The sequence below is a fragment of the Bacillus tianshenii genome (assembly GCA_020524525.2).
GTDB lineage: Bacteria > Bacillota > Bacilli > Bacillales > Bacillaceae_N > Bacillus_AV.
Genome location: CP129018.1, coordinates 1,897,308 through 1,912,520, shown reverse-complemented (window position 1 = coordinate 1,912,520; position 15,213 = coordinate 1,897,308). Strand labels below are relative to the sequence as shown.

The window sequence follows — 15,213 nt, the reverse complement described above, 5'->3', positions numbered from 1 at the left end:
GAAACAAATCTCATATCTATTGTAAATGGGTTTCATAAACTTTTCAATAGGAAAAGCATTGATAATACTTATCATAACAACGTCCTGCATCTTTTTTCAAATCAAGAAAAAGTCTCAAGTGTAAAAAAGGCGTTAATTTTTGCTACAATAGGGATGTAAATGCGTTTATAAAGGGAATTCAAGAAGTGTTTATTGGTAAATTTTAATAAAAATATTATTGGGTGAAGCAATTGAATGCATATCGATTAAGAATTTTATTATATGGATTGGAACAATTTCATGGTGAGCGGTCCACTTCAGGACTCTATCATCTCTTAAAAGGAAAAAAATCTTCTCAAACAATTCAAGATGGGAAATTATTTGGGGTGTCTTTATTGTTTCGAACGATGCCGCGTTTAAAGCGAAAATCGTTTGATGAGGACTTAGCATATTTAGTCAAGCATCAATATGTGGAGCAAGGTGACTTACCAGAAGGCTTTCTATTGTTAACTAAAGCGGGGAAAGCAGAAGTGAAGCGCTTTTTGCAAAGTGATGTGTTTCCACACGGACTTGATGGCTGGGGGTGTGACCCACTTATCCGTCCATTTTGGAATCGCTTTTCCTTACTCGTTCAAAGTGTCTCTAATCTGATGAATGGAACGGCTCAATTTATCCCTGTTTCAAAAGATGAATCACTCTTTAAATGGGTAAAGGATTGGTTCATATCAGTCGGTTATTCGAAGGCAGAGCTAGCAGATTCATTTTATTGGGAATGTAGGCAATTGCTTGGAGCACTTCCAGAACTTCAAGCAAAGGCAATTGTTTTAAGATTAAGTGCCGCCCATCGGTATGGGCTTACTTTCTCACAAATCGGTGCAGAGCTTTCAGAAGATGAGGATGCGGCGTTATATTTGTTTCAGGCAGGTATTCATCAAATCTTACATAACGTGCAAGGCAATCCAAAGCTTTATCCGCTTCTTTCTACATTGATTCGTGATGTACAGACACAGGTTCCGTTAACAGTCTCCACACGGAAAACATATCAACTTTGGGAGCGAGGCTTTTCATTTGAAAAAATTGCCCGAATTCGAAGTTTGAAGGAAAGTACAATTGAAGACCATTTTGTTGAAATTGCGTTAAACGACCCGGCCTTTTCAATACAGTCGTTTGTCTCAAAAGAGTTGCAGCAAATGATTTTATCTGTATACAAAACGACGAAAACAAAACGAATAAAGCCGATAAAAGAAGCGATTGAAGCGGATGTGAGCTATTTTCAAATAAGACTTGTGCTTGCGAAAGGTGAACGAATATGAATCTTGAACAGGTATTAGAACAAAAATTTGGTTTTGCAACCTTCAGAACAGGCCAAAAAGAAATTATTGAGGATGTAATAAACGGCAAAAATGTTCTTGCGATGCTTCCAACTGGTGCTGGGAAGTCATTGTGCTACCAACTGCCCGCATATTTATTAGAAGGGTCAGTGCTTGTAATTTCACCGCTTCTTTCATTAATGCAGGACCAAGTTCAGCAGTTAAAAGCAAGGGGTGAGAAGAGAGTAGTCGCGCTAAACAGCTTTCTGCCATATGAACAGCGCAAGCAGGCGTTACATACACTTGATTCCTTTCGGTTAATTTATGCTTCCCCGGAAATTCTGCAATCTTCTGAAGTGAAGCAAGCATTACAGCGTCTTCATATTCAATTAGTGGTTATAGATGAAGCACACTGTATTTCTCAATGGGGACATGAGTTTCGGACTGATTATTTAAAGCTCACTGAGACAATTGAAATGTGTGGAAATCCGCCTGTGCTTGCACTTACTGCTACCGCATCAATAGATGTTCAAAACGATATTTTGTTGCAGCTAGGTATACAAGGTGCAACGAGGCGCATTTACTCAGTTGATCGTCCTAATATTGCCCTTAATGTTCAGCAAGTAGAATCTACAGAAGAAAAGCTTGAACAAATGATTGCCATTACAAAAAAGTTCAAAGGACCAGGTATTGTCTATGCTGCGACAAGACTATCGGCAGAGCAGTTAGCAAGTGTATTAAAGCAGAACGGTGTGCAAGCATCCTTTTATCATGGTGGGATGACAAATGAAGAGCGGATTCTTGTTCAGCAGCAGTTTGTTCATGATCAGCTTGATGTGATTTGTGCGACTAATGCGTTTGGAATGGGAATTGATAAGGCTGATATTCGTTTTATTATTCATTTTCAATACCCGCCTGAGCTGGAGTCTTACCTACAAGAAATCGGTAGAGCAGGGCGTGATGGAAGTCAAAGTGTTAGTGTCCTCTTCTTTTCAAATTTTGACCATGAACTTCCTGAGCAATTAATCCAGCAAGAGTTCCCGACGATAAATGAAATAGGCGCACTCCTTTCGTATATGGAGCAGCCGCACTGTTATTCCTGGCATGATATACAATTGTTTGCAGACCAGCTTGGATTGAAAGAAGTGAATCAGCGGTTTTTAAAGTTTCAGTTTGAGAAATTAGGTGTATTAGTAGAAGAGCGTCTTGTAGAAAATTGGCTTAAGGATGAGATTCTTACAGAAATACGAAAAAAAATTGAAAAACGCTCGATGATTAAGCAGGAAAAACTTGACGGTATGAGGAAGTTTTTGTATACAGAAAGTTGCCGAAGAGAGCAAATTTTAAATTATTTTGAAGAAAGGGCTGGTGAAAAACCAACATATTGTTGTGACCGATGTGGATTTCGTCTCAACGAGCTCCAAATAATCGACAAGCATGAAACAAACTGGGCTTTCAATGGGTGGGAAGATGAATTGGCTTTGATTTTTCATCAGCGTGGTGGTCAACAACTATGAATAAAAAACAAGCTGCTCTTATTCGCAGCATGAGTGATACTGAAATTATTAAGCAATTATACCTTACCCAGCTTTTAATGCTTGGCATTGCCATTTTTTTATCGTTTTTCTTTTTTAATGGGCTGCGTGACTTATTGAATTGGTTTCAGCTTGATTGGAGTGAAATCATTACGTATGGCGTTGGCAGTGCCATCATTGTCATTGCGATCGATGTAACGTTAATGAAATTGCTTCCGAAGGAAATGTATGATGACGGTGGTATTAATGAAAAAGTTTTTCAAAGAAGGCCTGTTTGGCATATCCTGATTCTTACAGGGTTGATTGCATTTTCAGAAGAATATTTGTTTAGAGGCGTATTGCAGACACAACTTGGCTACATTAGTGCCAGTATTTTATTTGCGCTTATGCATTTTCGATACTTAACAAAGCCCGTGTTATTAATTTCAGTCCTTCTATTAAGCTTTTATATCGGATGGGTTTTTGAAATTACTCATAATTTGTTTGTGACTATCACGGCACACTTTTTAATTGATTTTATCTTTGCATGTATTATCCATTTTGATTATTTACATAGCCTTTCAGGACGCTCATGGTTTGAAAGAGGTGAAGATTAGATGAGCCGTGAAGAAAAGGACCAGGCGGAACAGCTTCGTTCACAAGTTGAAGAAGCAAAGGAAAAGTCTTCTGAGAAAGAAGAATCTTTGAACCTTCCACCGCGAAGTGAAGTTCATGGAGGGAAGGAAAAGAAAACAAAATTAAAGATGAAATATCCGCTTGTTCGTTTGCTTGCTTTAATTTTTTTGCTTCTTGTACTTATAATTCCTGGCTATGCCTTACTTTCGCATAATAAGCCTGTTACAGGGCTGGATGGAGAAGACACAGAACGTGATTATTCTGAAACTGTCGAATTAGAGAATAATAGCGAAGAAAGGGCGGAGCAAGTAGCAAGTGATGACTTTGATATACCTAAGGATAATGAAAAAGAGGAGCCGTTGACTTCAAATAATAAGGAACAACAGCAACAGGTGACAGAAACAAAGCAGCAAGCTAACAAAGCAGTATCTGCTGATAAGAAAGAACAAGTTGAAAAATCTTCAGCAGCCACACATCCAAACATTCAACCTGGGAAGCCTGAGCCTGCCCCTGCACCAAAGCCGAAACAGCCCGAATATATTACGTACGTCGTCAAGCCTGAAGATAATCTTTTCCGTATTTCATTAAAATTCTACGGCAGCCGCAGTGGTGAAGAGCTAATAAAACAAGCAAATAATTTGCAAGCAGATGGTACTGTATACGAAGGTCAACGTTTAAAAATTCCACAATAAAAGCCCAAAACAGCTGATTGTTTTGGGCTTTTGTTGTGGAATGGAAAACTTAATTAGAACGTACCCCAGGTTTGGGTTAGTCTAATGCTATAGTTTCCTACAGATAAGTCTTATCCCTTGCTTTTTCGATCTAAAAATAAATCTGCCTATCCCGCTCCTCCTTCAATATCTCTACAGCTTCACGGAAGCGTTGCGAGTGAATAATTTCTCGTTCGCGTAAGAAGCGTAATCCATCATTTAAGTCAGGATCATCAGATATGTTAATAATCCATTGGTAAGTAGCGCGTGCTTTTTCTTCTGCAGCAATGTCTTCATAAAGGTCAGCAATCGGGTCACCTTTTGCGGCGATATAAGTAGCAGTCCACGGACTTCCTGCCGCATTATGATAGAAAAGAGCCTTATCATGGTTCGCATAGTGAGCACCTAGACCGGCGGCTTTCATTTGGTCTGGTGTGGCATCTTTCGTTAATTTATAGACCATTGTAGCGATCATTTCTAAGTGAGCAAATTCCTCGGTGCCGATATCTGTTAGTAACCCAATTACTTTATCAGGAATTGAATAACGCTGATTGAGATAGCGCAAGGCAGCGGCTAATTCACCATCAGCACCACCGTACTGTTCGATTAAGTATTTTGCAAGAGTCGGGTTACACGTGCTTACGCGTACTGGGTACTGAAGTTTTTTTTCATAATACCACATCGGTTTGGTTTTCCTCCTTTTGCTATTGTGCTAGGTTAGACCTGCCAAGGCCACGGTGCTTCGTTCCATGTGAAAGGACAGCCGACATAGCTGTTTCCGAATTGCTGTAATGGTCCGAACTGGGACTCGAATTTCCGTTTTATGCATTTTCGTTGTTTGGCAAGCTCATTAAATTGACGAATCGCATTGGCGTCCTTTGGATGAGTGTCTAAGTAAAGCGTCAAATCAACAAGGGCAAAATCAACGGCCTGTAGCTGTTCTAATATTTGATAATAAGCATCAGGCATCTCTTTCATCATTCTAATGCATCCTCCCTTCCTTGCTTATAAGGATTAGGATATGGATTGTAAAAGGCCGGCCAAAGTGTACCAGCATAGAGTGCTTGCTTTAACGATTGATATTGCGGCAAGCCATATGGTTGAAAGCCCATATATAAGTTTTGCGGTGTTTCGTACGATTTCACGCGCATCGGCGGACACGGGTCAAAGCGACTCACATAAGGGTGATAATATTTCCGCATCGTATACATTGCGTTACGCCTCCTTTTCGATAGTGCCATCCCTTTTATATGTATGGTGTTGTGGTTGTCCAACATGTTTTTTTCTTGAAAGAATCGCCTTCGTTTCACATACATAGGATGGTAGTGAGGGGAGAGGTATATGAATAAAAGCTTTTATTTCATTTTTGGAACAGGGTGCGGCTGGCTTTCGCTACAAGTATTCAGTGAGATTTCTGTTGAAAACTGGACTGTCTTTATCTTTAGACCGATTTATTTCTTAATGGGGATGACTTGTTTTACGTTTAGTTTCCTATGCTTAGCAGTGTTTGTTTGTGAATTTTTATATGAGGGAATTCTCTTTATACATGGAGAGGGTAGAGGGTTGGAGCTTTTAAGCAGCTTGTCGTTTGTCGTAAGTTTTATCATTCTTTTTTATTTTTATGGAATTGAGAGTGCGGCCTTATTAATTTTTACGCTTTCATATGGTATTATTTCGTTAGATTTTAACCGCTTAAAGCAGGTTAGAAAGAGGAAACAATAAGCAGGAGGTAACGAATTTGTGGATTTTTTTGATTTTAATCGGTATTACATTAGGAAGTATTGGTATCCTTCTCTATATGATTGCTGAAGCGAAGAAGTGGAAGCTTGTGGAGACCACATTCACATACACGGATTTTCCGAAAAACTTGCGGGAAGTGAGGCTTTTTTTTATTTCTGATTTGCATAAGCGGACTGTTTCTGACAAGATGATTGAAATGATTCAAGGCAAGGCAGATATCGTATTGATTGGCGGAGATTTAGTGGAAAAAGGTGTACCATTTGAGCAGGTAAGAAATAATCTAAGAAAACTAAAACAAATTGCGCCTGTTTATTTCGTATGGGGGAATAATGATTATGAAGTGGATTATCATCAGTTGGATGCCTTGCTTTTAGAAGAAGGAGTCACAATTCTAGCGAATACATCTGTTTCCTTTGAATCTGAAACAGGCGATAAGTTTAACTTGCTTGGGGTTGATAGTCCAACAAACAAACGAGACCGACTTGATTTAGCGCTTAAAGACAGTGAGGAAGGGTTTAAAGTACTCTTAAGCCATGATCCATCCATTATGAAGGTAATTGAACGAGAACATAATATACGCTTAACGCTTGCAGGTCACACGCACGGCGGTCAGATTCGTTTTGGTCGATTTGGCCCGTATGAAAAAGGTGGTATTAAAGAGCTTGAAGAAACAACTTTGCTTGTCAGTAACGGTTATGGAACGACGCTTTTACCATTTCGTTTCGGCGCCCCGGCTCAAGTTCATCTCATTACAATAACATCTGCGTAATAAAAGACAATTGTTCTTCAAAGCATATACAAAATTTACGCACCTGCCATGCTGGGGTATACTATAGATGTAAAAGTTTATCGTTGGAGGATTGCAGATGGTGGCAGAAGAAGGCAAGTATAACATAAAAGCAGTTTCAAAAATTCTCGGAGTGCAGGCTGGAACGCTGCGTGCATGGGAAAGACGTTATCAAATTATTGCCCCGAAGCGAAATGAAGCGGGGCATCGTTTATATACAGAAAGACATGTTCGAATATTACGCTGGCTTGTTGATAAAGTAAATCAAGGCTTTACAATTAGTCAGGCTGTATCGTTGCTTGAAAGTAATGGAATGGACGAGAACACTGGATTTGCTGAAGAATTGAAAGGTAATCGTCTGTTAATAGCTGCTGATGAACTGACAGATGCTTTGCTTCAGTTTAATGAACGACGGGCTCGTGAGATTTTAAATTACGCATTTAGTATTTTTTCCTTAGAGCAAGTGATGATCAATGTGCTAGGCTCAGTGCTTTTAAAAATTGGTGACCTATGGGAGAATGGAAAAACAACGACTGCACATGAACATTTTGCATCAGCCTTTTTACGATCACAAATTGGCTCAGTGTTTCAAAGCATGCCGGTTGACCCAGTTTTACCAAAAGCAGTAGCTGTTTGCGGGCCTAATGAGGAACATGAGCTTGGTTTGTTTATTTTCACATTATTTTTACGAAGAAAAGGATATGATGTCCTTTATTTAGGAACGAGCATTGCCGAAGATGATATTTATACCGTGCTTGACCAAGTCGAGCCGCGTTATTTATTCATGTCGTGTACACTTTCTGAAAATGCGCCAAAAGCGTTACAAACGGCTGTTAGCTTAAAGAAAGTATATCCTAAATTATCAATTGGCATCGGTGGCCATGCGATCGAATCTTTAGATAATGATGCAAAACAAAAGCATGCTGAATTCATTATTGGAACAACGAAGCAGGACTGGGAAGACTGGCTTCAACAAGAGCAAAAAAATGATTAAAAAAGCTTGTCTACTGTTATAGAGACAATGTAAACTTATAATACTAAAAAGAAGTTTTACCATCCTTTGTCGAGAATAGAAAGAACCATCTCTTCGTTTTCACATATGATATAACAAGCACAAGTAGTGGCAGTTGAAGGTAAGGAGGGTCGCTGGATGCGCCTTGAAAGGTTAAATTATAATAAAATCAAGATTTTTCTCACGTTTGATGACCTCTCCGAGCGTGGTCTGACGCAAGAAGACCTTTGGCACGATGTTCCGAAAGTACATCAATTATTTCGGGATATGATGAATGAAGCAAGCGATGAACTCGGCTTTGAAGCGGATGGTCCAATTGCAGTTGAAGTGTTTTCCTTGCAAGCTCAAGGGATGGTAATCATCGTAACCAAAGGGAATGTGGATTATGATGATGAAGATGAGTTCTCGGAAGATTACATTGAAATGCAGGTTACCCTCGATCGAAGTGATGACATTTTCTATGAATTTGCCACATTTGAGGATGTTATCCAAGCCGCAATTCGATTACATGCAATAGGCGTCAAAAGCGGGCAGCTTTTTTCGTTTGAAAATGCTTTTTACTTAGACTTGGATGAAAAAGGGTTGCCGAATATCCCAACAGATACGCTGATTGCCTTGCTCGCAGAGTATGGAAATCCAGCGACATTAACAACGCATCGGGTCATTGAATACGGAAAAACACTTATGGAAACAGATACTGTTTCACAGCTGTATCAATACTTTAAATAATAGACTGCGTCCTGTTCTCGAACAGGGCGTTTTTTCATTTTTATAAAACGATAAAAAACCATTTGCACAATATGAGGAACATGTTATTCTGTATAATCGTAAAACACGTTTTGATAAAAATATGGGCTCTAATTATGAGAAGTGATATGATTAACATTAGTTATTTTACATAACAAAAGCACATCAAACATGTAATTGAATAAACTGATTAAAAAGCCCAAGGAGTGTCGAATAAGCTATGAAAATTGCAGTCTTATATGGTGGTACATCAGCAGAAAGAGAAGTGTCACTTTCAAGTGGAAAAGGAATTATGAACGCATTGAAAGCGAAAGGTCACGAGGTAATTGGAATTGATTTTCACCCGCGTCAAACCGCAGAACTTCTTTCGTTAGATGTGGACCTTGTCTTTATCGGTTTGCATGGCCGTCTTGGTGAAGATGGAAGCATTCAAGCATTACTTGACGTAGCAGGCATTCCGTATGTAGGTTCTGGCGTTCTGGCATCAGCACTTGCAATGGATAAGGCAAAGTCAAAAAAATTATTTGCTTCAGCTGGTATCCGTGTTGCTGGGGATTTAACGTTGCATAAGGCAGAATTTGAGCAGTCAGACTTCAACATGCCGTTTGAATTTCCGGTTGTTGTGAAACCGAATCGTGAAGGCTCAACAATTGGGTTAACGATTGCTCATACTCAGGCTGAACTAGAAAGCGGTATTGAGCTTGCTTTTCAACATGATGAGGAAATTATGATTGAAGAATTTATTAATGGGAAAGAAGTAACTATAGCCGTTATGGGTGAGCGTGGTAAAGAAAAAGCATTTCCTGTAATTGAAATCGTTCCGAAAAACAAATACTATGACTATGAATCAAAATATGCTGCAGGTGGAAGTGAACATATTATTCCTGCTCGTGTTGAGGATGATGTAACACACTTGCTAATGAAAAATGCTGTATTAGCACACCAGTCACTTGGATGTGATGTCTATTCACGTGCAGACTTTATCGTACCGGAAGACGGTGGAGAACCGGTTATTTTAGAAGTGAATACATTACCTGGTATGACGCCTACTAGTCTGTTTCCAGATGCCGCAAATCATGTCGGAATTTCCTATGAGAATATGATTCAAGGTCTGCTTGATTTGTCAATGAAAAAACAATGAAAAAAGGTATTCCATCTTCTAAACCGTTATGATAAGATGTGCGTGTAATCGTTTTCAAAGCAACTTATTTGAAAGAAAAACTCTTTTGGTAATATCCTTGCATTGGATATATAAGTTGTATACTATAGCTAGAAGACAGTTTTTTTGAAACAGGATAGAAGTACTTTTAGTGAATATGTAGGAGGTAACGAAATGGTAGCCGATAAAACAAACGGAAACCAAAATGCCAACGAAGACAGCCTTGATGTATTAAAATCCACGCAAACCGTAGTAAACAAAGCGCTTGATAAGCTCGGTTATCCTGCAGAGGTATTCGAGCTATTGAAAGAGCCAGTTCGATTAATGACAGTTCGTATCCCGGTACGGATGGACGACGGCTCTGTAAAAATCTTCACTGGCTACCGCGCTCAACATAACGATGCTGTAGGACCAACAAAGGGCGGAGTTCGTTTCCATCCAAATGTAACTGAAAAAGAAGTAAAAGCCCTTTCCATTTGGATGAGCTTAAAAGCAGGCATTGTTGATTTGCCTTACGGTGGAGGAAAAGGCGGAATCGTCTGTGATCCGCGTGAAATGTCATTCCGCGAATTAGAAGGTCTAAGCCGTGGATATGTACGTGCAATCAGTCAAATTGTAGGGCCTACAAAAGATATCCCTGCTCCTGATGTTTTTACAAATTCACAAATTATGGCTTGGATGATGGATGAATATAGCCGTATTGATGAATTCAATAACCCTGGCTTCATTACAGGTAAACCGCTTGTATTAGGTGGTTCGCATGGCCGTGAATCAGCGACAGCTAAAGGGGTTACGATCTGTATAAATGAAGCGCTTAAAAAGAAGGACATTAAATTAGAAGGTGCACGTGTGGTTGTCCAAGGTTTTGGTAACGCAGGAAGTTTCTTATCAAAGTTCCTTCATGATGCAGGAGCTAAAGTGATTGGGATTTCAGATGCTCAAGGTGGCTTGCATGACCCGAATGGTCTTGATATCGACTATTTGTTAGATCGTCGCGACAGCTTTGGTACAGTCACAAACCTTTTCAAAAATACAATTACAAACCAAGAATTGCTTGAGCTTGACTGTGATATTCTCGTTCCGGCAGCGATTGAGAATCAAATTACGGAAGAAAATGCAGATAAAATTAAAGCAAGTGTTGTTGTTGAGGCTGCAAATGGACCGACAACGCTTGAAGCAACACGCATTTTAACAGAACGCGGTATTCTGCTTGTACCGGACGTATTAGCAAGTGCAGGCGGCGTTACGGTTTCATATTTCGAGTGGGTTCAGAATAATCAAGGTTATTACTGGACAGAAGACGAAGTAGAAGAGAAGTTGAATAAAGTGATGGTTAAAGCATTTAATAATATTTATCATACTTCGCAAACAAGAAGAGTTGATATGCGCCTTGCCGCTTATATGGTTGGTGTTCGTAAGATGGCAGAAGCTTCTCGCTTCCGTGGTTGGATTTAAGGTTAAACAATTTGCACTTTTAATGAAAATCTCCTATCATTTTGGTGATAGGAGATTTTTTCTGTTTGTGAAAAGGACAGAGTTCCACTATTCATGTAATGTGGCTTGAAGTTGCCAGCATAAAATGAAAGAAAGTATGCTGAGGGGTATTTTTGATTCTTCATTTTTGTTCTAGTAGTTGGAAGGTAATACTTAATGGTTATTGTTATGTTCAATTGTTCACAGTTGATAGATAAGCTACATCATGTTGTTTTACACCGTACTATATCTGTAGGAGGGGCAGAAATTGAAAAGAGAAGAGGTCATTATTGTTGGGGGCGGGCCATGTGGGCTTGCAGCAGCCATTGCGCTTGAAAATGCAGGGTTTCACCCATTAGTTATTGAAAAAGGCAATATTGTTAATGCAATTTATAATTATCCTACACATCAAACATTCTTTAGTTCAGCAGATAAGTTAGAGATTGGTGATGTACCGTTTGTAAATGAACAGCGAAAACCGACACGTAACCAAGCGTTAAGTTATTATCGTGAGGTTGTAAACCGAAAAGATCTACGTGTTCATGCATTTGAACGTGTGAATAAAATTGAAAAGCAAGCAAGCGGTGTATTTACCGTTTATACAACAAAAAGTCATGATGAACATGTGACGTATGAGGCTGATTCGGTTGTCATTGCTACTGGTTATTATGATAACCCTAATATGATGGGTGTGCCAGGGGAAGAGAAGCCGCATGTGCTTCATTATTTTAAAGAAGCACATCCTTATTTTGATAAAGATATTGTCGTAATTGGCGGAAAAAATTCTGCCGTGGATGCTGCCCTCGAATTAAATAAAGCAGGAGCGAGAAGTATAACAGCGCTTTATCGAGGAAGCACTTATTCTGCAAGCGTGAAGCCATGGATTTTGCCTGAATTTGAAGCACTTGTTCGTCATGGACAAGTTGATATGCACTTTAACGCAATTATTAAAGAGATTACAGACAATGAAGTCCTGTTTGTTGTGAATGGAGAAGAAAAGCGTGCGAAAGCTGATTTCGTGTTTGCGATGACAGGGTATAAGCCTGATCATTCATTTTTACAGAAGATGAAGATTAACATTGATGCAGAAACGGGGCGTCCGCTCTATAACCCAGAAACAATGGAAACAAATGTTGAAGGGGCATTTATTGCGGGTGTCATTGCAGCTGGTAATAACGCAAATGAAATTTTCATTGAAAATGGCCGGTTCCATGGTCAATTAATTGCTGAGGAATTGCAGAAAAGAAAATAAGCTTGCTAAGGTTGAAAGCTTTAAAGGCTACCGAAAAACATTTCGGTAGCCTTTAAAATTTAGCGCTAGCAGCATATGGAAAAGCCGCTCAATTTGTCTTATTTCCAAAACATTTGCTGAAGCTGAACAGGGTCATTTGTTATTTCAAGTGTCACCATTAACTTCAATCTTGCTTTTTGTCCACTTAATCCGTTTGAGAAAATAACGCCCATTTCTTTCAGGTGTCTTCCTCCACCTTCATACCCATAGATATCTTGAACAATGCCATTAAAACATCTGGATACAAGAACTACAGGAATATTTTTGTTAATTAAAGTTTGAAGTGCTGAAAGTGTGGCAGGCGGCAAGTTTCCTTGACCGAGCGCTTCAATAACGACACCATCAACTTGCTGGTAGACAAGCATGTTTAATAGTGTATCATCCATCCCTGCATAAGCCTTTAAGAGCACAACCTTTTTTGTAATATCAGTAACGGGGTATCTATCCCGATGAATGGGCATATGGTGAAATGAAATTCCTCGCTTTGTGACAATGCCAATCGGACCATACTGGGGACTTTGGAAGGTGGCAACATTACTTGTATGTGTTTTTGTAACATTCTTAGCAGTATGAATTTCATCATTTAAAACAACGAGAACACCTTTGTCTGTTGCGGTGTCACTTGCTGCGACTTTCACAGAGGAAATTAAGTTGTAAGGTCCGTCAGCTCCAATTTCATTACTTGAACGCATGGCTCCTGTAACTACCACTGGTACATCAACATTAAGACACAAGTCCAGGAAATAAGCGGTTTCCTCAAGTGTATCTGTACCATGAGTTACAACAACACCTTCAAACTTTTTTTCACTCACTTGCTGTTCGATGTACTTGGCCATCTTTAACATATTTGCAGGCGTCATATGTGGAGAAGGTAGTTTGAACAGCTCTACATTTGTAATTTCTGCTAATGAAGAGATAGAGGGCAATGTATGGTGCAATGGATGCTCACTTGTAACACCAACTGAACCTGTAGATTCGTCCTCACTCATGGCGATTGTACCACCTGTATGTAGAATTAATATTTTCCTCATGTTTCTCACCTCGTTGCTTTTTTTACATTTCTTTCTTATCCAAGTCATGTTACGATTAAATAAATAGTAAACATATGAACCCTTGATGGGCTTGTGTATGCTGTAACTATTTTATCACAATCATCGTGTTCCTTAGTAGAAGAGGGGTATGAGATGTTAGCGATTATTTCAGCGGGCCTCGCGCCAGGGGTCGCGCTTCTTTCATATTTTTACTTACGTGACAAGTATGATGCTGAACCAATTATGATGGTTTTTAGAACGTTTCTTTTCGGAGCTCTTCTTGTGTTTCCAATTATGTTCATTCAGTATGCATTTGCAGAAGAAAATGTGCTCCAATGGCCTTGGGCAAATGCTTTTTTACTATCAGGTTTACTAGAAGAGTTTTTCAAGTGGTTTATTTTGTTTTATACCGCTTATTTGCATACCCAATTTGATGAGCGTTATGATGGGATTGTCTATGGTGTTGCCGTTTCACTTGGGTTCGCTACAGCTGAAAATATCCTTTATCTCTTATCAAATGGTATCTCTTTAGCATTTGGAAGAGCGCTTTTGCCTGTTTCAAGTCACGCCCTTTACGGAGTTGTGATGGGGTACTATCTTGGAATTGGAAAATTTAAAGAAAAAGCACATAAACGATTATGGCTTCTTCTTTCTCTTTTCATTCCAGTGCTGTTACACGGCACATATGATTACATTCTGATTAAGATTGAAAAGTATTGGATTTATGCAATTGTGCCGTTTATGATTTTACTTTGGATGTTAGCGCTTCGTAAAGTGAAAATTGCCAACCGCATGGATGAAGCTGAGTATACTTCTTCACTTTCTTCGCAAAATGAAAACCTCAAAGCTTAACAGGTAAGCTGTCCCACTAATTATTGGGGCAGCTTTTTTATATTTAAAGATGTTATTCGTGAAAGTGCTTTTCGAAATTATTTCCTGTTTCAGTATAAAAAAGATGACCTTACAGAAAATATCGGTATGAATGCAGCGTAGAAGGAGGAACAGACGATGAAGTTACGATGGATTCTGGCAGGTTTACTCATTAGCGTTTTAGTAGTAATGATGGTTTATCCATTTGAACAAGACAATGCAGAAGCCTTTTCCTCACAAGTAATTCAGCGTGGGGCTACTGGGGATGATGTCATTGAATTGCAGGCTCGCCTTCAATACATTGGCTATTACAAAGGTAAAATTGATGGGGTCTTTGGCTGGGGTACATACTGGGCGCTTCGAAACTTTCAAGAGAAATTTGGTCTTGAAGTTGATGGGTTAGCAGGCACCACTGTGAAACAAAAGCTTGTTTCAGTCTCAAAATATGACCCGAGCTTTGTCAAAAAGCAAATTCGACAAGGGAAAGACTTCACTTATTATGGCGGCGTGCCAAAAGAGCAGCAAGTTGAACAAAAGCAAGCTGCCTCTTCAACACCACCCTCACAACCAACAGCAGTTAATGTACCAAGCGGTTACTCACAAAATGATATTCAATTAATGGCAAATGCTGTTCATGGCGAAGCTCGTGGGGAGTCTTATGTAGGCCAAGTTGCGGTAGCGGCAGTTATCTTAAATCGGGTAAATAGTCCATCCTTTCCAAACACCGTTTCAGGAGTTATCTTTGAGCCTCGTGCATTTACAGCTGTAAGTGACGGGCAAATTTGGTTGACACCTGATGAAGTTTCGAAGAAGGCAGTTATTGATGCAATAAATGGCTGGGATCCAACAGGGAATGCCCTTTATTACTTTAACCCGAATACTGCAACATCTGGTTGGATTTGGACACGCCCACAAATCAAACAAATTGGCAAACACATCTTTACGAAGTAGAGG

General features: G+C 39.4%; 17 protein-coding genes. 13 read left to right on the top strand and 4 right to left on the bottom strand.

The window, feature by feature from the left end:
- Positions 1 to 230: 230 nt before the first annotated feature.
- The 4 genes from LC040_09695 to LC040_09680 are packed head-to-tail and all read left to right on the top strand — an operon-like array spanning position 231 to position 4,131.
- Positions 231 to 1,292, top strand: coding sequence for a helix-turn-helix domain-containing protein (locus LC040_09695; GenBank protein ID WLR53135.1), 1,062 nt, complete (start codon positions 231 to 233; stop codon positions 1,290 to 1,292).
- Positions 1,289 to 2,806 carry an ATP-dependent DNA helicase RecQ gene (locus LC040_09690; protein WLR53134.1) on the top strand — a complete coding sequence of 506 codons (1,518 nt, stop codon included), beginning with the start codon at positions 1,289 to 1,291 and terminating at the stop codon, positions 2,804 to 2,806. Before LC040_09695 ends, LC040_09690 begins: the two co-directional genes overlap by 4 nt.
- The gene (locus tag LC040_09685) at positions 2,803 to 3,420 is read left to right on the top strand and encodes a type II CAAX endopeptidase family protein (protein WLR53133.1); all 618 of its coding nucleotides are present in this window, start codon (positions 2,803 to 2,805) and stop codon (positions 3,418 to 3,420) included. The genes LC040_09690 and LC040_09685 overlap by 4 nt, the downstream gene beginning before the upstream one ends.
- Positions 3,421 to 4,131: a LysM domain-containing protein gene (locus LC040_09680; protein WLR53132.1), complete on the top strand. Its 711-nt coding sequence runs from the start codon at positions 3,421 to 3,423 to the stop codon at positions 4,129 to 4,131.
- A 130-nt stretch (positions 4,132 to 4,261) separates the two neighbouring features.
- Here LC040_09680 and LC040_09675 read toward each other — a convergent pair whose 3' ends face one another.
- From LC040_09675 to LC040_09665, 3 genes are read right to left on the bottom strand one after another with little or no spacing between them, the layout of a single operon-like run.
- Positions 4,262 to 4,831, bottom strand: a complete 570-nt coding sequence (locus tag LC040_09675) for a manganese catalase family protein (protein ID WLR53131.1) — start codon at positions 4,829 to 4,831, stop codon at positions 4,262 to 4,264.
- 35 nt (positions 4,832 to 4,866) lie between these two features.
- Positions 4,867 to 5,127, bottom strand: a complete 261-nt coding sequence (locus LC040_09670; GenBank protein WLR53245.1) for a spore coat protein CotJB — start codon at positions 5,125 to 5,127, stop codon at positions 4,867 to 4,869.
- Positions 5,127 to 5,360, bottom strand: a complete 234-nt coding sequence (locus LC040_09665) for a spore coat associated protein CotJA (GenBank protein ID WLR53130.1) — start codon at positions 5,358 to 5,360, stop codon at positions 5,127 to 5,129. The genes LC040_09670 and LC040_09665 overlap by 1 nt, the downstream gene beginning before the upstream one ends.
- Before the next feature lie 130 nt (positions 5,361 to 5,490).
- Between LC040_09665 and LC040_09660 the strand changes: the two genes are divergently transcribed.
- The 7 genes from LC040_09660 (at position 5,491) to LC040_09630 (ending at position 12,319) form a co-directional block, all read left to right on the top strand.
- Positions 5,491 to 5,871 (top strand): hypothetical protein, encoded by a 381-nt coding sequence (locus tag LC040_09660; protein WLR53129.1) that lies wholly within the window; start codon positions 5,491 to 5,493, stop codon positions 5,869 to 5,871.
- Positions 5,872 to 5,887: 16 nt separating this feature from the next.
- Positions 5,888 to 6,658 (top strand): metallophosphoesterase, encoded by a 771-nt coding sequence (locus tag LC040_09655; GenBank protein WLR53128.1) that lies wholly within the window; start codon positions 5,888 to 5,890, stop codon positions 6,656 to 6,658.
- Between the two features lie 97 nt (positions 6,659 to 6,755).
- Positions 6,756 to 7,670: a MerR family transcriptional regulator gene (locus LC040_09650; GenBank protein WLR53127.1), complete on the top strand. Its 915-nt coding sequence runs from the start codon at positions 6,756 to 6,758 to the stop codon at positions 7,668 to 7,670.
- A 156-nt stretch (positions 7,671 to 7,826) separates the two neighbouring features.
- A complete protein-coding gene (locus LC040_09645; protein WLR53126.1) occupies positions 7,827 to 8,417 on the top strand; it encodes a genetic competence negative regulator in 591 nt (196 codons plus the stop codon).
- A 238-nt stretch (positions 8,418 to 8,655) separates the two neighbouring features.
- Positions 8,656 to 9,576: a D-alanine--D-alanine ligase gene (locus tag LC040_09640; protein ID WLR53125.1), complete on the top strand. Its 921-nt coding sequence runs from the start codon at positions 8,656 to 8,658 to the stop codon at positions 9,574 to 9,576.
- A gap of 192 nt (positions 9,577 to 9,768) precedes the next feature.
- On the top strand, positions 9,769 to 11,049 hold the full coding sequence (locus tag LC040_09635; protein WLR53124.1) for a Glu/Leu/Phe/Val dehydrogenase: 1,281 nt from the start codon (positions 9,769 to 9,771) through the stop codon (positions 11,047 to 11,049).
- 286 nt (positions 11,050 to 11,335) lie between these two features.
- A complete protein-coding gene (locus tag LC040_09630) occupies positions 11,336 to 12,319 on the top strand; it encodes a YpdA family putative bacillithiol disulfide reductase (protein WLR53123.1) in 984 nt (327 codons plus the stop codon).
- 98 nt (positions 12,320 to 12,417) lie between these two features.
- On the opposite strand, the gene LC040_09625 is transcribed toward LC040_09630, so the two are convergent.
- Positions 12,418 to 13,389: an asparaginase gene (locus LC040_09625; GenBank protein WLR53122.1), complete on the bottom strand. Its 972-nt coding sequence runs from the start codon at positions 13,387 to 13,389 to the stop codon at positions 12,418 to 12,420.
- A 153-nt stretch (positions 13,390 to 13,542) separates the two neighbouring features.
- Between LC040_09625 and prsW the strand changes: the two genes are divergently transcribed.
- Both prsW and sleB read left to right on the top strand, forming a co-directional pair.
- Positions 13,543 to 14,241 (top strand): glutamic-type intramembrane protease PrsW, encoded by a 699-nt coding sequence (prsW, locus tag LC040_09620; GenBank protein ID WLR53121.1) that lies wholly within the window; start codon positions 13,543 to 13,545, stop codon positions 14,239 to 14,241.
- Between the two features lie 156 nt (positions 14,242 to 14,397).
- Positions 14,398 to 15,210, top strand: a complete 813-nt coding sequence (sleB, locus tag LC040_09615; GenBank protein ID WLR53120.1) for a spore cortex-lytic enzyme — start codon at positions 14,398 to 14,400, stop codon at positions 15,208 to 15,210.
- Positions 15,211 to 15,213 lie beyond the last annotated feature (3 nt).